The sequence below is a fragment of the Marivita sp. genome (genome assembly GCF_022763305.1).
Classification (GTDB): domain Bacteria; phylum Pseudomonadota; class Alphaproteobacteria; order Rhodobacterales; family Rhodobacteraceae; genus Marivita.
The window spans coordinates 23,135-40,586 of the sequence record NZ_JALEGT010000015.1 but is presented as its reverse complement, the minus strand read 5'-3'; the positions used below and the strand labels follow the sequence as shown (position 1 = coordinate 40,586).

Sequence of the window (17,452 nt, the reverse complement as noted above, 5' to 3'; positions counted from 1 at the left end):
GAATTTGCGCTGTGCTAGTCCGACTTAGGCTATTTCGCAAGTGCGGCGCAGAAGCACGTCAGTGCTGGCAGGTTGGGGCGTGGCGCGATATGTCAATGAATTGCCGTAGGAAAGTGGGGCTTTCATGGAGGCTTTGAGCTGGACTGTTTTTGCGCTCGGCGTGCCTGCGGTGGTGTTCGCGGGGGTGTCGAAAGGCGGGTTCGGGTCGGGGGCCGCCTTTGCCAGCGCGTCGATTCTGGCGCTGGTGGTGGAGCCCGCGATTGCGCTGGGGATCATGCTTCCGCTGCTCATGCTGATCGATGTGGCGAGCCTTCCGGCCTATTGGAAAAAGTGGAGCTGGCCGGAAACGCGGCTGCTCCTGTGGGGCGGTGTGCCGGGGACGTTTCTGGGCGCGCTGTTCTTTGGCTGGGCGGATGATGATGCGATCCGGTTCCTGATCGGTGGGATCTCGATTGCCTTTGTCCTGTGGCAACTGGTGCAGGCGGCGGGCTGGGTGAGGATCGGGGAACGGCCGATGTCGCCGACGGCGGGTGTCTCGGCGGGGGTCGCGCTGGGGTTCACTAGTTTCGTCAGCCACGCGGGCGGGCCGGTGGCGGCGGTGTATCTGCTGGGACGAAAGCTGAGCAAGACCGCGTTTCAGGCGACGACGGTGATCGTCTTCTGGGCGATGAACGTGCTGAAGGCGGGGATTTATGCCGCGATGGGCTTTTTCACGCTGGAGACGCTGACGCTGAACCTTGCGCTGGCGCCGTTTGCGATTTTGGGCACCTATCTGGGCGTCCGGGCACATCATATCGTGCCCGAACGGGTGTTTTTCGGCCTGACCTATGTGTTGCTCATGGTGACCGGATCAAAGCTGATCTTCGACGCGCTGACCTAGGCGTCCTCGGCCGGTGTCGGCAGGGTTTCCGTGATCCGTTCAAACGCCTGACCGCTGGCGACAAGGCAGGTAAGGCCGGAGGCGTTGGTGACGGTGATCGTCCATGTGCCGGTGGTGGTGGAGGCGAAGACCTCGACCATGGTGTTGTTCTGCGCAAGGCCGATGGATTGGCGCGTTTCGCCGTAGGCGCTGGCCAGTCGTTCGATCACCAGATCGCGTGCAGCGCAATTCTGCTGCGCCTGCGTCAGTGTCGATGAGGCCATCAATGCGCCAATGGCCAGCCCCGTCAGTGTCCAGAAGTCTCGTTTCATCGCCTTCCCCCTTTTCGGCTGTGATGGGGCAGAGCGTCCGGCGGATCGGTTTTAAATTGGTTAACGATACGTTCGAATGCGGGTGCAGCAGCTTTTTTCTGCGGTGCGGCAGATCACCTCTTGCAGTTTTTGCAAAAGAATGTAGCTCTCTGGCGCAACATTATTACTCGAGACTCGCTCAGGAGACCACCATGGACATGCGCAGCCGCCCCTATCGCTCGGTTCTTTACATTCCGGGGTCGAAAGACCGTGCGCTTGAAAAGGCGCGGGGTTTGCCTGTTGATGCAATCATCTTTGACCTCGAAGATGCGGTGGCTGTCGATGAAAAGCCCGCCGCGCGGGAAACGCTGAAAGCGGCGCTGGCGGCAGGTGGGTATGGTGCGCGGGTGCGGATCGTGCGGATCAACGGGCTGGACACCGAGTGGGGCCGGGCGGATGCCGAAGCCGTGGCGCAGATGGACTGCGATGCGGTGCTGCTGCCCAAGGTGGAAAGTGCTGCGCAGTTGGATGCGCTGGCCGAGATCACCGGCGATCTGCCGATCTGGGCGATGATGGAAACGCCGCGCGGAATCCTGAATGCCGCCGAGATCGCGGCGCATCCGAAGATGGCGGGGATGGTGATGGGCACCAATGACCTTGCCAAGGAATTGCAGACCCGGTTCCGCCCGGACCGCCTGCCGCTGCTGACCTCGCTGTCGATCTGCCTGCTGGCGGCCAAGGCCGAAGGGCTGGTGATCGTGGACGGTGTGTATAACGCGTTCAAGGATGATGAGGGGCTGAAGGCGGAATGTACGCAGGGCCGGGATATGGGGTTCGATGGCAAGACGCTGATCCACCCCGCGCAGGTGGACATTGCCAACACCGCCTTCGCGCCCGCGCCCGAAGAGATCGACCTTGCCCGCCGCCAGATCGCCGCGTTCGAGGCGGCGGAGGCCGAGGGGCAGGGGGTTGCCGTGGTGGATGGCAAGATCGTCGAGAACCTTCACGTTGCCACGGCCCGCGAAATACTGGCAAAAGCAGAGGCAATCGAAACCATCCAAGCGGGGTAAGCCATGATGGGTCTTCTTGTTCTCGGACTGCTGATTTGGGTCGGAGCCCATATTTTCAAGCGCGTCGCGCCCGAACAGCGCGCGGCGATGGGCGACAAAGGCAAGGGCGTGGTGGCGGTTCTGCTGCTGATCAGCCTTGGTCTGATGATCTGGGGCTATCGCGGGGCCGAGTTCATCCCGGTGTGGAACCCGCCTGCCTTCATGGTGCATATCAACAACCTGCTGATGCTGATTGCCGTGTTCGTGTTCGGCATGAGCGCCACGACCGGCCGTCTGCGGGGCAAGATGCGGCATCCGCAACTGACTTCGGTCAAGATCTGGGCGGTGGCGCACCTTTTGGTGAATGGCGATGTGGCGTCGATCATCCTGTTCGGCGGGATGCTGGCCTGGGCGGTTCTTGAGGTGATCCTTATCAACAAAGCCGTGCCGGTCTGGGATCGTCCGCAGCCGGGTGAGGCCAAGAAAGACGTCGTTCTTGTTGTGATCACGCTGGTGATGTTCGGGCTGATGACCGGCATTCACGCATGGCTCGGCGTTTGGCCGTTTCCGGGGTAAGCCATGAAGATCTATCGACTTTTGACCGAAGATGACACGTCGGCCTTTTGCCACAAGGTATCTCTGGCCCTGAGCAAGGGGTGGGAGCTTTATGGCGATCCCACCTATGCGTTCGATCATGCCAATGGCGTGATGCGCTGTGGGCAGGCGGTGACCAAAGAGATCGACACCCCCTACAGTCCGGAGATGAAACTTGGCGAACAGTGACACACTCGACCGACCCGCGACCACCGCAAAGGGCGCTGCGATGACGAAAACGAATGAAGGCCGTTTCTTTGAGGATTACGCGGTCGGGCAGGTGATCCGCCACGCGGTCCCGCGCACGGTGTCGGGTGGGGAGCGGGCGCTGTATCATGCGCTCTATCCGGCGCGGCATGCGCTTTATTCGTCGGACCTTTTTGCGCAGAACTGTGGTCTGCCGTCGTCGCCGATTGACGATCTCGCGGCGTTCCATGTGGTGTTCGGCAAGACGGTGCCCGATGTGTCGCTGAACGCGGTGGCCAATCTGGGTTATGCCGAGGGGCGTTGGCTGGCCCCGGTCTATGCAGGCGACACGCTGCGGTCGGAATCCGAGGTGATCGGGCTCAAGCAGAACTCGAACGGCAAGACCGGTGTGGTCTGGGTGCGCACACGCGGTCTGAACCAGAACGACCAGTTGGTGATGGACTATGTGCGCTGGGTCATGGTGCGCAAGCGGGACGCGGATGCGGCAGCACCCGAGACCGTGGTGCCGGAGTTGAAGACGGTTCTGTCCGTGGACGACCTGACCATTCCGCGTGGTTTGGACTTTACTAACTACGATTTCGAACTGGCGGGCGAGTCGCATCGTTGGGGGGACTACGCCATTGGCGAGAAGATCGACCATGTGGACGGCGTGACCATCGAGGAAGCCGAACACATGATGGCGACGCGGCTGTGGCAGAACACGGCCAAGGTGCATTTCGACGCCACGTTCCGGCCCGATGGGCAGCGGCTCATTTATGGTGGGCATGTCATCAGCATGGCGCGGGCGCTGTCGTTCAACGGGCTGGCAAATGCGCAGATGATCGTGGGCCTGAACGGCGGGGCACATGCGAACCCGTGTTTCAGCGGCACCACCGTGCGCGCATGGTCCGAGGTGCTGGGCAAGGCCGAAACCTCGGCCCCCGGTGTGGGCGCGGTGCGGTTGCGTCTGGTGGCGACCTCGGCGGGCGGGTCGATGGAGTTGAAAAGCGAGGACGGGAAGTACTTGCCGCATGTCTTGCTTGATCTCGATTATTGGGCCTTGATGCCTGTGTGAGATACGCGCTTGCCCTTTTGGCTGCCGGTGTCCCCGGCGGCCTGATGGCCGACGAGGCGGAGGATGCTTTCGTCGAAGCGAATATCCTTGGGATTTTCTATCACGAGCTGGGTCATGCCCTGATCGACGTGATGCAGATGCCTGTCTTCGGGCAGGAGGAAGATGCTGCGGATGTCGCGTCGATCCTGCTCATCGACCATCTGTTCGAGCCGGAGTCGGCGCTTGAGATGGCCTATGACGTGGCCAACGGGTTCTGGGCCGAGGCGGTGGCGAATGCCGATTATCCCGTGCCCTATTGGGACGTGCATGGGCCGGACGAACAGCGGTTCTACAACACCGTCTGCCTGTTCTACGGCGGAGATCCGGACACCCGGGACGATTTTGCCGAGGATATGGACCTGCCCGAGGAGCGGGCAGAGTATTGCGTCGAGGAATACGAACTTGCTGCCGACAGCTGGGGTGCGGTGTTCGACGACCTGACCCAAGGCGGGGCGCCGATGGTGTTTACTGCCGAAATCGAGGGCAGTTTCACTGCCGGGATCATCGAAGCCGAGGTCGAGGCGCTGAATGCGGATTTCGGGTTTCCAAGCACGATTCAGGTGATTTCTGGTCCCTGTGGTGAGGCGAATGCCTTTTACGATCCATCGGATCGGTCGATCACCATGTGCGAGGAATTCGAGGACCACTTGCGCATGTTGTATGGGATGCTTGACCAGCAATAGGCCGGGCAGCATTGGCAGGCGATCCCGGAATGCCGCCGCAAATGCGCAGCTTTCTGGATGTGATCACAGTTTTCCTACGTGTGATCACAAAAGTGGAAATTTCTGACCTGTTGCGCCAAAAAACCGCGCCTTTGATGCTTTGGGCGGAGTGACACGCTTTGCAAAACAAATAAAAAGGCACTCAGGAACCGGAAAGGACTCAGACCATGGCTGACGTCAATCGGGGCAATCGACCCCTGTCACCACACCTGCAAGTTTATCGCCCCCAGCTTACATCGATCACGTCGATCCTCACACGGATCACCGGCAACGCCTTGATTGTTGCGGCCCTGATGATCGTCTGGTGGCTTCTCGCGGCCTCGACAGGCCCCGAATATTTCGCTTTTGCCAACGGCTTCGTGACAAGCTGGTTCGGCGATCTCGTGATGTTCCTGTCGCTTTGGGCGCTGTGGTATCACACGCTGGCCGGCATCCGTCATTTGATCTGGGACAACGCCAAGATGCTGGAAATCGACCGGGCCGAGATGCTGGGCTGGATGGTTGTCATCGGCTCTGGCGTGCTGACCGTCTTTTCCGTCGTCGTGCTTTGGTAAAGGGGGCGCAACATGGCTTTTCTGACTGACCGCAAACGCGCCATCGGCATGGGTGCAGCTAAATCCGGGACCGAGCATTTCTGGGCGATGAAGAAATCGTCCGTCGCGCTGCTTGTTCTGATCCCGTTCTTCGTCTTCACGTTCGGCGGCATTCTAGGTTCGTCGTTCGAGGAGGTGCAGGCCTATTACGCCCGCCCGTTCCCGGCGATCATCGCGGCTCTGACCCTGATCGTGGGGTTCAAGCACTTCAATGACGGTTTCCAGGTTCTGATCGAAGACTATGTGCATGGCATCTGGGAGAAAATCCTGATCCTCGGCATGACCTGCATCAGCTACGGCGCGGCTGCCGTGGGCATCTTTGCCATCGCCAAGATGGCCCTTTGACTAGCGGAGTTTCCAGCAACATGGCTGCATACGAATACGAGACGCATGAATATGACGTCGTGGTCGTCGGCGCAGGCGGCGCAGGTCTGCGCGCCACGCTTGGCATGGCCGAACAGGGATTGCGCACAGCTTGCGTGACCAAGGTGTTCCCGACCCGGTCGCACACGGTGGCGGCGCAGGGCGGGATTGCCGCATCGCTCTCCAACATGGGCCCGGACCACTGGCAGTGGCACATGTACGACACCGTGAAAGGGTCGGACTGGCTGGGCGATACGGACGCGATGGAATACCTCGCCCGTGAAGCGCCCAAGGCGGTTTACGAGCTTGAACATTACGGCGTGCCGTTCTCGCGCACCGAGGAAGGCAAGATCTACCAGCGTCCGTTCGGCGGTCACACCACCGAGTTCGGTGAAGGCCCGCCCGTGCAGCGCACCTGTGCGGCGGCGGACCGGACCGGCCATGCGATCCTGCACACGCTCTATGGTCAGTCGCTGAAGAACAACGCCGAGTTCTACATCGAATATTTCGCCATCGACCTGATCATGTCATACGACGGCGCCTGCACCGGTGTCATCTGCTGGAAGCTTGACGACGGCACGATGCATGTCTTCAACGCCAAGATGGTGGTGCTGGCGACGGGCGGCTATGGCCGCGCCTATTTCAGCGCGACAAGCGCCCATACCTGCACCGGTGATGGTGGTGGCATGGTGGCCCGCGCTGGTCTGCCGCTTCAGGACATGGAGTTCGTGCAGTTCCACCCGACGGGCATCTACGGCTCGGGCTGTCTGATCACCGAGGGCGCACGCGGGGAAGGTGGATACCTCACCAACTCCGAAGGCGAGCGGTTCATGGAGCGCTATGCGCCCAACTACAAGGACCTTGCGCCGCGTGACTATGTCAGCCGGTCGATGACGATGGAAATCCGCGAAGGTCGCGGTGTGGGCGCAGAGGGCGACCATATCCACCTGAACCTGTCGCACCTGCCGAAAGAGGCTTTGGCCGAGCGCCTGCCCGGCATTTCGGAAAGCGCCAAGATCTTCGCCGGTGTCGACGTCACCAAAGAACCGATCCCGGTTCTGCCGACGGTGCATTACAACATGGGCGGTATTCCGACCAACTACTGGGGCGAGGTGCTGAACCCGACCAAGGACGACCCGAACGCGGTCGTGCCCGGCCTGATGGCCGTTGGCGAGGCGGGCTGTGCGTCGGTGCATGGTGCCAACCGTTTGGGTTCCAACTCGCTGATCGACCTTGTGGTGTTCGGCCGGGCTGCGGCCATCCGCGCAGGCAAGGTTGTGGACCGCGACAGCGCCGTGCCGTCGACCAACACCGCGTCGGTGGACAAGGCGTTCGACCGCTTCGACGGGCTGCGCAATGCCAAGGGGACCATCCCGACCGCCGAACTGCGGCTTGAGATGCAGAAGACGATGCAGGCGGATGCCGCTGTGTTTCGTACGTCGAAGACCATGAAGGAAGGTCTCGACAAGATGGTCACGATTGCGGGCAAGATGGACGACCTCAAGGTCACCGACCGCAGCCTTGTCTGGAACAGTGACCTGATGGAAACGCTGGAACTGACCAACCTGATGCCCAACGCGCTGGCGACGATCGCCGGTGCCGAGGCGCGCAAAGAAAGCCGCGGTGCGCATGCGCACGAGGATTTCACCGCGCGGGACGATGAGAACTGGCGCGTGCACACCATCGCGCGGGTTGAGGGCAACCAGATCGACCTGACCTATCGTCCGGTGGTGAAAGACCCGCTGACGACGGAAGAGCAGGGCGGGATCTCGCTTGAGAAGATCAAGCCGAAGGAACGTACGTTCTGATGCGGATTGTGCCCGCAGCGGTGCTTTTGGTTTTTGGGCTGTCCGGTTGCACTGGACCGCAACCGGCGGTTACGCCCGAAGCAGGTGAACGCATCGCGCGTTAGTGCATGCAGGAAACCAAGGCTCCGGGCACGTATTCGCTCTCTTTGAAGGTGCGCGGACGGTCATTCATGGATGGTCTGCCCAAAGCCACCCCGGTGGTCGGGCTTGGCGGAACGCAGGCGGGCGCAGATGCGATAAACGCCTGTACCCTGGCCAAGGCACATGGCGGGACCTATGAGGTCGAAACCGTCGGCGCGGGCGATGCAACGGTCGTCCATTACACCTACGGTACGCCGCCGTCCAAAACGGCGGCATCCCGCGACCGGGAGCAAATTCTTGCCGACATGCGTCGGGAGCAGCTTGGTGAACGCTCGTTCGGCTGTACACAGGACGCACCGGTGTTGTTCGGAGGCGCGCAATATTGCTTAAGACCCTGATCCTGACTGCCTTTGGGGTGATGCTTGCGGCCTGTTCGCCGCAGGTACAGGATCAGATCGCGCGTGATGCAGCGCGGTCGGCGATCACGCCTGTTCTGATCGAGCGGTTCCCCGGTGTACCTCTGGAGCCCGCTCTGGACTGCGTGATCGACAACGCAAGCGCGGTGCAGATACGGGCGCTGGCGCTGGACACGGTGACAGGTCCGACCGAGAGTACCGTGCAGATCGTGACGGACATCCTGTCCAAACCCGAAACGGTCCGATGCCTTGCCGTCGAAGGGTTGCCGGCTCTGCTGAACCAGCGGCTTTAGCCGTTAACCGCGTCGATATAGGCGAGGATGGCAGCTTCATCCGCTTCTTTGCGACGTTCGAGTTCATCCAGACATCGCAATGCGTAATCCGTGAACCCGTAGATCCCATCCGCGATCAGCGCCATTTTGCGCAACTGGTCGCTGGTCAGGTCATCGGGGCGGGACAGGTCGCGGAAATAAAGGATGTCTCCGTCCAGAAGATGGGTGCGGTGCGCATCGTTCAAGTGCCCCAGGTAGCGGGACCGGACGTGGCGCGCGACCGTGTGATAGAAGGAATGAGGGACAAAGCCGAGCTTGCGCAGGGTCACGTCGATGTCGCCAAAGCTGGGCTGATCGTCATAGAGCGGGAAGAAATTGATTTCCGAATGCACGGCGACGGCTGAAGCGATTTTGGTCTCGCCGTTCTCGAACACCATCTTTTCCGCGCCCTGAATGTCGATCTTGAGCAGGTCGATCCGCTGAATATCGTCAAGGTCATCCAGACGGCGCGTTTCCATTTCTGCGGTTTCGACCAGTTGGGCGGCGCGTTTGAGACCCATGAGGAAGAAAAGCGTCGGCCTGCGTATGGACAGAAGCGAGGTCAGGCCTGAGCCTTTGTAGACGTTCAGAGTGTGGGTCTTGCCGTCCCCGATGGCATGGGGCAGGTAACGGTCGCCTTCGCCGCGTCCTTCGGTGAGCGTGACCAGCGTTTCGGCCTGTGGATCGAACCCCGTGATCACCACATCGCCGTTTTCCTGAAGATCCTTGTAGGGCGCTTCGAAATGCATCGGATTGGCACCGACATCGGTGATGTGCAGCTTGTCATCATAGCGCAGGGCAGCGCGTAGGGTTCGGATACGGTTGGCGAACGCGGTCTGCATGGGGAACTTTCGAAAGGGATTACTGGGTAAGGAGTTTGGCGACCTGGGTGCCGATCTTGTCCGGTGCGCGATCCTTGGCGAAATCGAAACAGGCCTTGCGCAGTTTGCGCAGGTCCGTGTCAGACATCTCGATGAACTGCAGCATGCTGCGGATGAGGCCGCGCGGCGAAGCCGGGTCATAGAGCAGGTCGTGACAGGCCTCGGGTGTGGTTTCGCGCAATTCACGGATGTTCGGGCCGATGATCGGCAAGCCGAAGGTCAGCGCCAGCATCACCGATCCAGAGGTGAACATGGATTGGTAGGGTGCGAGAAAGACATGGGACGCGCCGAAGATGCCGGGGATGTCTTCGTCTGGGATGCGGTCGGTGCGCAGATCGACATTCGGGTTTGCGTCCAGCATGCGCAGCATCCGGGCCTGCGAGGAAAACGCCTTGCCGTACATGCGCAGGTGATAGGGTACCTGACGTTTGCTCAGCTTTCCGGCCACATCGGTGATGGTGTGGATGCCTTTGGGGCCACGGAACATGCCGAAGAACAGGAACTGGCGTCTGTCCGACCTGGTCAGTTTGCGCAAGAGCGTTCTGGCCGCCGGTTCGTAAGCGCCGAGATAGCTTGGATGCGGGATCACGTGGAGTTTCGAGCGCGGTGTTCCATAGGTGTCCGCCATGTGATCGGCGGCGTGGTCGGCATGGACATGGATCGCATCGGCCAATGTGCTCAGTTCTTGTCTGGCACGCTGGAAGGTCTCCAGATCGCGGGCCTTGTGCGGTGCTTCATTGTGGATGGTCCAGACGATCCGTCCACCATCCTGCCTGAAACGCCGCAGCGTGTTCAGCGCCAGGTCAAGGTCTGCCGCATTCGCGGCTGCGTCTTCAGAGCGGCCGAACATGCGGTCGTCCCAGTGAAGGTGGACAACGCTGAAATCCCCGCTGGCGAGCAGGTCAAGACCGCCGGGGCCGGCGAATTCGCTGTCGAAACCTTTGGGCAGTTTCGAATAGAGCAAGGATTGATAGGGATTGCCCGCCGTGGATGGCAGACACAGCATTTTCCTGTTCCGTGTCAGGGCCTTCGCCGCTGCGGCATTTTGCATCTTTGGTCTCTTTTTGCCTGTGTTTGCCTGTTATTTTTGGCCACGATCCCGTAGACGTGACACGTCGAAGATATACCATTCGCCACAGCAGCGATGCCGCTTTTTTTCAGCATCCCGAAGACGATGGCAGGAAGGCAACAGAGTTTACCATGGTTCAACTGACGCTCCCCAAGAATTCGACCATCCGCACGGGCAAGACATGGCCCAAGCCCGAAGGCGCGAAGAACGTGCGCAAATTCAGCATTTACCGCTGGAACCCGGACGATGGCGAGAACCCGCGCGTGGACACCTATTTCGTCGACATGGACAAATGCGGACCGATGGTTCTGGACGCGCTGATCAAGATCAAGAACGAGATCGATCCGACGCTCACATTCCGCCGGTCCTGCCGCGAAGGGATCTGCGGGTCCTGCGCGATGAACATCGATGGGATCAACACGCTGGCCTGCATCTACGGTCTGGACGAGATCGACGGCGACGTGAAGATTTACCCGCTGCCGCACATGCCGGTGGTCAAGGACCTGATCCCCGACCTTACCCATTTCTATGCACAGCACGCGTCGATCATGCCGTGGCTCGAGACCAAGACGAACCGTCCGGCAAAGGAATGGAAGCAGTCCATCGAGGACCGCAAGAAGCTTGACGGTCTTTATGAATGCGTGATGTGCGCGTCCTGTTCGACGGCGTGCCCGTCCTACTGGTGGAACGGCGACCGCTATCTTGGACCGGCCGCGTTGCTTCATGCGTATCGCTGGATCATCGACAGCCGGGATGAGGCGACTGGCGAACGGTTGGACGATCTGGAAGATCCGTTCAAGCTTTATCGCTGCCACACGATCATGAACTGCGCCAAGACCTGTCCGAAGGGTCTGAACCCCGCCAAGGCGATTGCCGAGATCAAGAAGATGATGGTCGAACGGCACGTTTGAGCGGTCACGACGCCAAGGTTTTACCAATCGGTAAAATTCGGATTTTGCAGGGGGCTGGCGGCACGTCAGCCCCTTCTTCGTTTATGCCTATCCGGTTGCAATGACTGGTGCGCAATCGATAGACAGGGGCCATGCCTATCCTCCTGATCCTTCTTCTGTTCGGCGTGCTGGCCTATCTTTACTGGCGGCACAAGACGACAACGCTGACGCGGGAATGTCGGTGGCGCAGGACGGCGGCGGGGCAATGGCGCTGTGCATTCTGTGGGGCGGAAATGACGTCGGAAACCAGCCCCGTGGTGTGTTTGCGACGCCGGGAGTGACCTGAGATTGTTATTTAGAGTCGGCAAAAACAATTCCTATTGCACCGACTCAAAATCGACTCCATATCCGCGGTTAGTGACGCCAACGCACGCGCCTCTGGCGAGGTGGGCAAGCAGGACCTGCACCCACGCGGTTACGTAGCGACGGTAACGTCTCTGAAAGAACTGAGCGGTCTGTGCCGAATAATTCGGAATGGCCGGGTCTATTGGAGATGACCAATGAACGCATACGTAACCGGGCTTTCCGCCCGCAACGAAACATCTGTGTCTCGCGCCGAGGCCTTCATCCTGAGCCATCGTTTCGAGCGCCCGACGCTTGTGATCGACACGGAGGCTGTCGCACGTCAATACGCGGCTCTGGCACAGGGTCTGGGTCGTGCGCGCATTCACTATGCGGTCAAGGCAAACCCGGCGCCGGAGATCCTGCAGACCCTGGTCGCGCTGGGCAGCAACTTTGACGCTGCGTCGCGCGCCGAGATCGAGATGTGCCTGAACGCAGGTGCGGACGCGTCGCGTGTGTCGTTTGGCAATACCGTGAAACGCCCGTCGGACATTGCCTGGGCGCATGAGATCGGGATCACCCACTTCGCGGCGGATTCCGAAGAAGAGCTGCACAAGCTGGCGCAGCACGCGCCGGGTGCTGCGGTCTATATCCGCCTGATCGTTGGGTCGCTGCACGCCGATTGGCCGTTGTCGCGCAAGTTCGGCTGTGCGCTGGACAAGACGCCGTCGCTCTTCCGTCTGGCCATTGACCTCGGTCTCAAGCCGGTGGGCCTGTCGTTCCATGTCGGCTCGCAGACCCGCCGTGCCGAGATGTGGGGCGAAACGCTGGATCAGGTGGCGTCCGTTTGGCACGGGCTCAAGGCGGATGGGTTTGACCTCACGCTGCTCAACATCGGGGGTGGGTTCCCGGCCTTCTACGGTCAGGAGCTGGACGCGCCTCAGACCTATGCGTCGGATGTGATGCGCCAGATCCACGACAAGTTCGGCGAGATCCCGTCGATCATGGCAGAGCCGGGTCGCGGCCTTGTCGCCGAAGCGGGTGCGATTGCCGCCGAAGTGTTGCTGGTGTCGCGCAAGTCGGACAGCGAGTTGCACCGCTGGGTGTATCTGGATATCGGCAAGTTCTCGGGTCTCGCGGAGACCATGGACGAAGCGATCCGCTACCAGTTCATCACCGACCGTGACCACGAGCCGACCGGTGCCTGTATTCTGGCCGGTCCGTCCTGCGACAGCGCCGACGTGTTGTATGAAAAGCAGCCGGTGCAGTTGCCGTTGGGCCTTCAGTCGGGTGACCGCATCGTGATCCGCAACTGCGGTGCCTATACCTCGACCTATGCGTCGGTTGGCTTCAACGGTTTCCCGCCGCTGGACGTGATCGCGATCTGATAGCGCACTTCGCGCTATCGAGACTCGGCCAAGAGGAGTACCCTCCCGCCATCTGCGGGAGGGCATCATGGCGGATATCACGGTACTGGTCGGCACGACCAAGGGCGCTTTTCTTCTGACATCGCAAGATGGTCGCGCAAACTGGGCGCTGTCTGGCCCCCATTGCGAGGGCTGGACGATCAACCATGTCAGCGGCGATCCCGAGACCGGGAGGCTGGCTGCAGGGGGTGGCAGTGACTGGTCCGGCGCCGGTGTCTTTGTGTCCGATGATGGCGGCGCGTCCTGGACGCTGACAAAGCTGTCGAAAGGCCAGATGGACGAATGGGCCGCCAATGATCCGGGTTTCGCCGCGATGATCGGTTGGGAGGACACGCCAGCACCATTTGACGGGCTCAAGGCGGTGTGGTCCGTGAAATACGTACACGGTGCACTTTATGCCGGGACCAACCCCGCGCAATTGCTGATGAGCCGGGACGGTGGCGCGCAGTTCGAGATGGTCGAAGGGATTTCGCAGCATCCGACCCGGGAGACTTGGAACCCCGGCGCGGCGGGAATGGTGCTTCATACCATCGTTCCGGATCCGGATGTTCAGGGGAAGATGTGGATTGGCATCTCTGCCGCCGGGGTGTTCGCGACCGAGGATGGTGGCGCGACATGGGACCGGCGCAACCGGTTGTCGAATGCGGAGGCCTGTCAGGATCACCATCACCCGGCGGCACCATCGAATGGTGAGATCGGGCATTGCGTGCACAACATGGTGCGCGCGGCGGGCAGCGACCTGCTCTATCAGCAGAACCACCATGGGGTCTGGCGATCACGCGATGGTGGCCGTCATTGGGACGACATCACCGAAGGGCTGCCGTCGACCTTTGGCTTTCCCGTGGCTGTACATCCGCATGATCCAGAAACGTTGTGGACGCTGCCTTTGAACGGGGATTCCGCCGGTCGCTATCCACCTGATGCGGCGGCTGCCGTCTGGCGGTCGCGTGATGGGGGCGACACCTGGCAGGATTGCCGCACAGGGCTGCCTCAGCAGTGCTACTTCACCGTGTTGCGGCAGGCGATGGCCACCGACCAGCAGGAACGGGCGGGCGTCTATTTCGGCACCAATTCCGGGTCGGTCTTTGCCAGCTTCGACGAAGGCGACAGCTGGGCCGAGATTGCCCGGCATTTGCCCACGGTCCTGTCGGTCGAGGTGCTGGATCGGACGCACTGAAAGGGCTTGTGCACAGCGTCGTCTGATCCCAATCATGGCAGCATGACACATGCGCCTGATGATGCCGAAGTCCGCCGCGCGATTGCGCCGGTGATCTGTTATCCCAACGAAACGCTGCCGGTGCCGGACATGGCGCTCTACGTACGTGCCTTGGCCGGGGCCGAGGTGGTGGATGTTTCGATCGCAGCACCTCGGGACGCCTGTACCTTCCGGGTGCCAGCAGGATCGTTCTTTCGCATCGTGAGTGTGGATGGGCCTCAGGTGGGAGATCTCAACCTGTGGAACGCCAGTGACCTGTCCGAGCGGTTCTATTCCGGCAAGACACGCGCCCTGCATGGGACACATGTCACGACGGGCGAACGGCTCTGGTCCTCGTTCCCGACGCTGCGGCCGATGGCGACCATCGTGGAGGACAGTCTTGGCTGGTACGGGATAGACGCCTATGGCGGGTCGGTGCATGACGTGATCGGCACGCGCTGCGATCCGTATACCGGCAACCTGTTGTCCGGTGTGCAGTATCACCATTGCTGCCATTCGAACCTGACGCGGGCGCTGGCGGATGCCACGGGGATGACCCTGACCGAGGCGGAGTCGCATGTGCACGACGTGCTCAACGTGTTCATGTGTACCGGGTTCACGCGGGATACGGGACAGTATTTCATGAAGGCCAGCCCGGTGCGTCCGGGGGATCATCTGACCTTTTTCGCCGAGATCGACCTGCTTGGCGCGTTGTCCGCGTGTCCGGGTGGGGATTGCTCGGCAGAGCATACCAGCGATGCGGCGGCGTGCTATCCGTTGCGGGTGGAGGTCCTGCGTCCTGCCGAGGGCGCGTTGGAGGGATGGGTGCCACCTGCGGTCAACGGCTATGACCGGAGTCATGGGCGCGGTTAATCGGTGCGTGATGTTGTCTTGTCGGGATGCGTCGCGACGATTGTCCAGTACATCAGGTAGTGCAGCGCGATGGGGCCAAGCGTAATTGCGATGATCCAGTCAAAGGCCGTGCCGTGGCGTGCAGCCATCTCATTGAGAAGGATCAATGCGACGAGGCGGATCACCTGCCAATTGGCCGCATTGCGCTGACCTTCGTCCCAGTCGCGGGCAAACCAGCCGATCTTTTCACCGTCTTCGAACAGGTAGAAGACCACGACGAACACGAAGAGGTAGATCGCAATCCCGATACTGAGCGCGACCTGCGCCGCCGCGAGAGAGGGCAGGGCCATGGCCCCCGCGTAGGCGGCCAGACAGATCAGGACAAGTTTCCCGCCGGCATTGCGCAGTCCGAGCCGTTCGAACGTGTGCAGGGAGTCAGGCATCTTGACCGCGATCACCGTAACATGGCCGAACAGCGCGCACATGACCGGGAGGACCAGCCCCACCTCTTTCAAGGTCGCATGGTGATGCGCCGTCAGTGTAAAGAGCGACAGGGTGATGACGCTGAACAGGAACAGCATGCGCGGGATCGGCACGCGGCTTGTCAGCAAGACATACATATCTATGACCCAATTCGGCATGACCGGACTGTGGCAGAGAATTGTGGCGGGAATTGGAAAGGGCCGGGACAATCGAAACTGTCCCGACCGAGAGTGTTGATCAGGCGAAAGCGGCAGTCAGCGCGATTTCGACCATGTCCCCGAAACTGCGTTCACGGTCTTCGGAGGGCAGGGCTTCTCCTGTCTGAAGATGGTCGGACACGGTCAGAACCGCCAACGCGCGGACCGAGTGGCGGGCCGCGAGATTGTAGAGTTCGGCCGCTTCCATTTCGACGCCCAGAATACCGTGCCGGGTCATCTGTTCATTCAGATCCGGTCGTTCGTCGTAAAATACATCCGAGGAATAAATGCCGCCAACATGGGTTTTGGTCCCCTTTGCTTCGGCCGCATCAGCGGCCGCGCGCAAAAGAGACCAATCCGCACAAGGCGCAAAGTTCAATTCCTTGAAAATCCCCCGCGAAGGTGTGGACAGCGTGCTGGCTGTCATCGCAAGGATCACGTCCCGTATTCCGACATGCGGCTGCATTCCGCCGCAGGAGCCGATCCGGATCAGGGTTTTTGCCCCGTAATCGCGGATCAGTTCATTGGCGTAAATGGACAGCGAGGGCATGCCCATACCCGACCCCTGAATGGTGACGGGATGGCCGTTCCATGTTCCGGTAAAGCCAAGCATGCCGCGCACTTCGTTTACGAGGCGGGTGTCTTTCAGAAAGGTTTCCGCAGCCCATTTCGCGCGATACGGGTCGCCGGGCATCAGCACGGTTTCCGCAATATCTCCGATCTGGGCGCCGATATGAATGGTCATGTCAGATCTTCAGATCGTCCATGGTCTTGCCGGCCTTGAGCGCGTCATTCACCCAATTCGGCTTGCGGCCTTTTCCTGTCCAGGTTTGGGTCGGGTCAGCCGGATTCTTGTATTTCGGAGCACTTTTCGACGCGGTCTTTTGCGGCCGGCCCAAGAGTTCGTCGAGGGAAAATCCGTATTCCTTGGCAGCTGACTCGGCAGCCTTTTTGGCTTCGGTCAGGCGGCGGGATTCAATCGTTTTGAGAGCTTTTTCTGCGTCCTTGATGAGCTTTTGCAGTTCGTCCTTGGACATGTTGTTCAGATCAATGCTCATGTGAGTCTCCGAGTGGTTTTGTTGTTTTTAATAAATGTGGGATACTCCTCTGCTGAATTAAGTCAATTCGAGAAGCATCTTTAGATAAAATCGGCGCCTCTTGGCGCAATACAGGGTTGACCAGAATTAAAAATATCGCAAGGGAGAGTTGTTTTGACGCTTAATGGCGTCAATTTCCCGCCATGGATTGCATCATTGCCGCCATGAAGCCGGACTCTTCCATTCGGTCCAGCATCACATCAGTCATCCCACATTCTTCATTGACTGAGATGGAGTAGTCCTCAGACACGCCTTCAGGCAAAAAATCAGTGTCGTCTTCAAAGGCATCGAGGTCCATTTCGGCCATTTCGGGAATGAAGGCTTCCATTCTATCGAGCATGTCATCCACGGCGGAACCGCTTGAGGCGGAGATGTATTTGTCCAGCACACAGGCGCCCGCTTCGCGGAAGGTGTCGTCCCATTCCAAGCTCGGGATGGCGGCCCGCAGCGGTTCGGGATTGCCGCCTTCCTTCTCGACCATGCGGATCATAGCGTCGAACATGGCATCGGTCATTTCTTCTGAAATCGCCTCAAGGCGATCGAGCCGCGGGTCAGCAAAGGCGGCTGCAGGAACCGAGGCGACAAGGGCGGCGATAATGAGATGTTTCATAA

General features: G+C 60.3%; 23 protein-coding genes. 16 read left to right on the top strand and 7 right to left on the bottom strand.

Annotation, left to right across the window (positions count from 1 at the left end; translation table 11 throughout):
* Positions 1–124: 124 nt before the first annotated feature.
* Entirely contained in the window at positions 125–880 is a 756-nt protein-coding gene (locus tag MRY75_RS02320; protein WP_292305533.1) for a sulfite exporter TauE/SafE family protein, read from the top strand.
* Here MRY75_RS02320 and MRY75_RS02315 read toward each other — a convergent pair.
* Positions 877–1,191, bottom strand: a complete 315-nt coding sequence (locus MRY75_RS02315) for a hypothetical protein (protein WP_292305532.1) — start codon at positions 1,189–1,191, stop codon at positions 877–879. The genes MRY75_RS02320 and MRY75_RS02315 overlap by 4 nt on opposite strands.
* A gap of 191 nt (positions 1,192–1,382) precedes the next feature.
* On the opposite strand from MRY75_RS02315, the gene MRY75_RS02310 reads away from it, so the two are divergent.
* The 10 genes from MRY75_RS02310 to MRY75_RS02265 all read left to right on the top strand — a co-directional run bounded on the left by MRY75_RS02310 (position 1,383) and on the right by MRY75_RS02265 (position 8,389).
* Positions 1,383–2,240, top strand: a complete 858-nt coding sequence (locus MRY75_RS02310; RefSeq protein ID WP_292305531.1) for a CoA ester lyase — start codon at positions 1,383–1,385, stop codon at positions 2,238–2,240.
* A 6-nt stretch (positions 2,241–2,246) separates the two neighbouring features.
* Positions 2,247–2,795 carry an NnrU family protein gene (locus MRY75_RS02305; protein WP_292305543.1) on the top strand — a complete coding sequence of 183 codons (549 nt, stop codon included), beginning with the start codon at positions 2,247–2,249 and terminating at the stop codon, positions 2,793–2,795.
* 3 nt (positions 2,796–2,798) lie between these two features.
* Complete coding sequence (locus tag MRY75_RS02300; protein ID WP_085628053.1) at positions 2,799–3,002, top strand: DUF1737 domain-containing protein; 204 nt, start codon at positions 2,799–2,801, stop codon at positions 3,000–3,002.
* A gap of 40 nt (positions 3,003–3,042) precedes the next feature.
* A complete protein-coding gene (locus tag MRY75_RS02295) occupies positions 3,043–4,074 on the top strand; it encodes a MaoC family dehydratase (RefSeq protein ID WP_292305530.1) in 1,032 nt (343 codons plus the stop codon).
* Positions 4,071–4,796, top strand: a complete 726-nt coding sequence (locus tag MRY75_RS02290; protein WP_292305529.1) for a DUF4344 domain-containing metallopeptidase — start codon at positions 4,071–4,073, stop codon at positions 4,794–4,796. Before MRY75_RS02295 ends, MRY75_RS02290 begins: the two co-directional genes overlap by 4 nt.
* Positions 4,797–5,002: 206 nt before the next feature.
* Positions 5,003–5,389: a succinate dehydrogenase, cytochrome b556 subunit gene (sdhC, locus tag MRY75_RS02285; protein WP_292305528.1), complete on the top strand. Its 387-nt coding sequence runs from the start codon at positions 5,003–5,005 to the stop codon at positions 5,387–5,389.
* A gap of 12 nt (positions 5,390–5,401) precedes the next feature.
* The gene (sdhD, locus tag MRY75_RS02280) at positions 5,402–5,773 is read left to right on the top strand and encodes a succinate dehydrogenase, hydrophobic membrane anchor protein (RefSeq protein ID WP_292305527.1); all 372 of its coding nucleotides are present in this window, start codon (positions 5,402–5,404) and stop codon (positions 5,771–5,773) included.
* A 20-nt stretch (positions 5,774–5,793) separates the two neighbouring features.
* Positions 5,794–7,599, top strand: a complete 1,806-nt coding sequence (sdhA, locus tag MRY75_RS02275; RefSeq protein ID WP_292305526.1) for a succinate dehydrogenase flavoprotein subunit — start codon at positions 5,794–5,796, stop codon at positions 7,597–7,599.
* A gap of 107 nt (positions 7,600–7,706) precedes the next feature.
* The gene (locus MRY75_RS02270; protein WP_292305525.1) at positions 7,707–8,078 is read left to right on the top strand and encodes a hypothetical protein; all 372 of its coding nucleotides are present in this window, start codon (positions 7,707–7,709) and stop codon (positions 8,076–8,078) included.
* A complete protein-coding gene (locus MRY75_RS02265; RefSeq protein WP_292305524.1) occupies positions 8,063–8,389 on the top strand; it encodes a hypothetical protein in 327 nt (108 codons plus the stop codon). Before MRY75_RS02270 ends, MRY75_RS02265 begins: the two co-directional genes overlap by 16 nt.
* Here the strand turns inward: MRY75_RS02265 and MRY75_RS02260 are convergent.
* Both MRY75_RS02260 and MRY75_RS02255 read right to left on the bottom strand, forming a co-directional pair.
* Positions 8,386–9,249, bottom strand: a complete 864-nt coding sequence (locus MRY75_RS02260) for an FkbM family methyltransferase (protein WP_292305523.1) — start codon at positions 9,247–9,249, stop codon at positions 8,386–8,388. The genes MRY75_RS02265 and MRY75_RS02260 overlap by 4 nt on opposite strands.
* A 19-nt stretch (positions 9,250–9,268) precedes the next feature.
* Positions 9,269–10,339, bottom strand: a complete 1,071-nt coding sequence (locus tag MRY75_RS02255; RefSeq protein WP_292305522.1) for a glycosyltransferase family 4 protein — start codon at positions 10,337–10,339, stop codon at positions 9,269–9,271.
* Positions 10,340–10,488: 149 nt separating this feature from the next.
* Here MRY75_RS02255 and MRY75_RS02250 point away from each other — a divergent pair, with 149 nt between their 5' ends.
* From MRY75_RS02250 to MRY75_RS02230, 5 genes are all read left to right on the top strand, one after another.
* Complete coding sequence (locus tag MRY75_RS02250; protein ID WP_292305521.1) at positions 10,489–11,268, top strand: succinate dehydrogenase iron-sulfur subunit; 780 nt, start codon at positions 10,489–10,491, stop codon at positions 11,266–11,268.
* A 131-nt stretch (positions 11,269–11,399) separates the two neighbouring features.
* Positions 11,400–11,588: a hypothetical protein gene (locus MRY75_RS02245; RefSeq protein ID WP_292305520.1), complete on the top strand. Its 189-nt coding sequence runs from the start codon at positions 11,400–11,402 to the stop codon at positions 11,586–11,588.
* 219 nt (positions 11,589–11,807) lie between these two features.
* On the top strand, positions 11,808–12,977 hold the full coding sequence (locus MRY75_RS02240) for a type III PLP-dependent enzyme (protein ID WP_292305519.1): 1,170 nt from the start codon (positions 11,808–11,810) through the stop codon (positions 12,975–12,977).
* 67 nt (positions 12,978–13,044) lie between these two features.
* Positions 13,045–14,193, top strand: a complete 1,149-nt coding sequence (locus tag MRY75_RS02235) for a sialidase family protein (protein WP_292305518.1) — start codon at positions 13,045–13,047, stop codon at positions 14,191–14,193.
* A 42-nt stretch (positions 14,194–14,235) separates the two neighbouring features.
* Entirely contained in the window at positions 14,236–15,084 is an 849-nt protein-coding gene (locus MRY75_RS02230; protein WP_292305517.1) for a DUF1989 domain-containing protein, read from the top strand.
* On the opposite strand, the gene MRY75_RS02225 is transcribed toward MRY75_RS02230, so the two are convergent.
* The 4 genes from MRY75_RS02225 to MRY75_RS02210 all read right to left on the bottom strand — a co-directional run bounded on the left by MRY75_RS02225 (position 15,081) and on the right by MRY75_RS02210 (position 17,450).
* Positions 15,081–15,683, bottom strand: a complete 603-nt coding sequence (locus MRY75_RS02225; RefSeq protein ID WP_292305516.1) for a hypothetical protein — start codon at positions 15,681–15,683, stop codon at positions 15,081–15,083. The two genes, MRY75_RS02230 and MRY75_RS02225, sit on opposite strands and share 4 nt — an antisense overlap.
* A gap of 100 nt (positions 15,684–15,783) precedes the next feature.
* Entirely contained in the window at positions 15,784–16,488 is a 705-nt protein-coding gene (deoD, locus tag MRY75_RS02220; RefSeq protein WP_292305515.1) for a purine-nucleoside phosphorylase, read from the bottom strand.
* Position 16,489: 1 nt separating this feature from the next.
* Complete coding sequence (locus MRY75_RS02215) at positions 16,490–16,801, bottom strand: H-NS histone family protein (protein ID WP_292305514.1); 312 nt, start codon at positions 16,799–16,801, stop codon at positions 16,490–16,492.
* 169 nt (positions 16,802–16,970) lie between these two features.
* The gene (locus MRY75_RS02210) at positions 16,971–17,450 is read right to left on the bottom strand and encodes a hypothetical protein (protein WP_292305513.1); all 480 of its coding nucleotides are present in this window, start codon (positions 17,448–17,450) and stop codon (positions 16,971–16,973) included.
* Positions 17,451–17,452 lie beyond the last annotated feature (2 nt).

Excerpts from the sequence above, each read along its gene's own strand:
- MRY75_RS02320 (WP_292305533.1), top strand. The coding sequence starts at position 125 with ATGGAGGCTTTGAGCTGGACTGTTTTTGCGCTCGGCGTGCCTGCGGTG.
- MRY75_RS02315 (WP_292305532.1), bottom strand. The coding sequence starts at position 1,191 with ATGAAACGAGACTTCTGGACACTGACGGGGCTGGCCATTGGCGCATTG.
- MRY75_RS02310 (WP_292305531.1), top strand. The coding sequence starts at position 1,383 with ATGGACATGCGCAGCCGCCCCTATCGCTCGGTTCTTTACATTCCGGGG.
- MRY75_RS02305 (WP_292305543.1), top strand. The coding sequence starts at position 2,247 with ATGGGTCTTCTTGTTCTCGGACTGCTGATTTGGGTCGGAGCCCATATT.
- MRY75_RS02300 (WP_085628053.1), top strand. The coding sequence starts at position 2,799 with ATGAAGATCTATCGACTTTTGACCGAAGATGACACGTCGGCCTTTTGC.
- MRY75_RS02295 (WP_292305530.1), top strand. The coding sequence starts at position 3,043 with ATGACGAAAACGAATGAAGGCCGTTTCTTTGAGGATTACGCGGTCGGG.
- sdhC (WP_292305528.1), top strand. The coding sequence starts at position 5,003 with ATGGCTGACGTCAATCGGGGCAATCGACCCCTGTCACCACACCTGCAA.
- sdhD (WP_292305527.1), top strand. The coding sequence starts at position 5,402 with ATGGCTTTTCTGACTGACCGCAAACGCGCCATCGGCATGGGTGCAGCT.
- sdhA (WP_292305526.1), top strand. The coding sequence starts at position 5,794 with ATGGCTGCATACGAATACGAGACGCATGAATATGACGTCGTGGTCGTC.
- MRY75_RS02270 (WP_292305525.1), top strand. The coding sequence starts at position 7,707 with ATGCAGGAAACCAAGGCTCCGGGCACGTATTCGCTCTCTTTGAAGGTG.
- MRY75_RS02260 (WP_292305523.1), bottom strand. The coding sequence starts at position 9,249 with ATGCAGACCGCGTTCGCCAACCGTATCCGAACCCTACGCGCTGCCCTG.
- MRY75_RS02255 (WP_292305522.1), bottom strand. The coding sequence starts at position 10,339 with ATGCAAAATGCCGCAGCGGCGAAGGCCCTGACACGGAACAGGAAAATG.
- MRY75_RS02250 (WP_292305521.1), top strand. The coding sequence starts at position 10,489 with ATGGTTCAACTGACGCTCCCCAAGAATTCGACCATCCGCACGGGCAAG.
- MRY75_RS02245 (WP_292305520.1), top strand. The coding sequence starts at position 11,400 with ATGCCTATCCTCCTGATCCTTCTTCTGTTCGGCGTGCTGGCCTATCTT.
- MRY75_RS02240 (WP_292305519.1), top strand. The coding sequence starts at position 11,808 with ATGAACGCATACGTAACCGGGCTTTCCGCCCGCAACGAAACATCTGTG.
- MRY75_RS02235 (WP_292305518.1), top strand. The coding sequence starts at position 13,045 with ATGGCGGATATCACGGTACTGGTCGGCACGACCAAGGGCGCTTTTCTT.
- MRY75_RS02230 (WP_292305517.1), top strand. The coding sequence starts at position 14,236 with ATGACACATGCGCCTGATGATGCCGAAGTCCGCCGCGCGATTGCGCCG.
- MRY75_RS02225 (WP_292305516.1), bottom strand. The coding sequence starts at position 15,683 with ATGTATGTCTTGCTGACAAGCCGCGTGCCGATCCCGCGCATGCTGTTC.
- deoD (WP_292305515.1), bottom strand. The coding sequence starts at position 16,488 with ATGACCATTCATATCGGCGCCCAGATCGGAGATATTGCGGAAACCGTG.
- MRY75_RS02215 (WP_292305514.1), bottom strand. The coding sequence starts at position 16,801 with ATGAGCATTGATCTGAACAACATGTCCAAGGACGAACTGCAAAAGCTC.
- MRY75_RS02210 (WP_292305513.1), bottom strand. The coding sequence starts at position 17,450 with ATGAAACATCTCATTATCGCCGCCCTTGTCGCCTCGGTTCCTGCAGCC.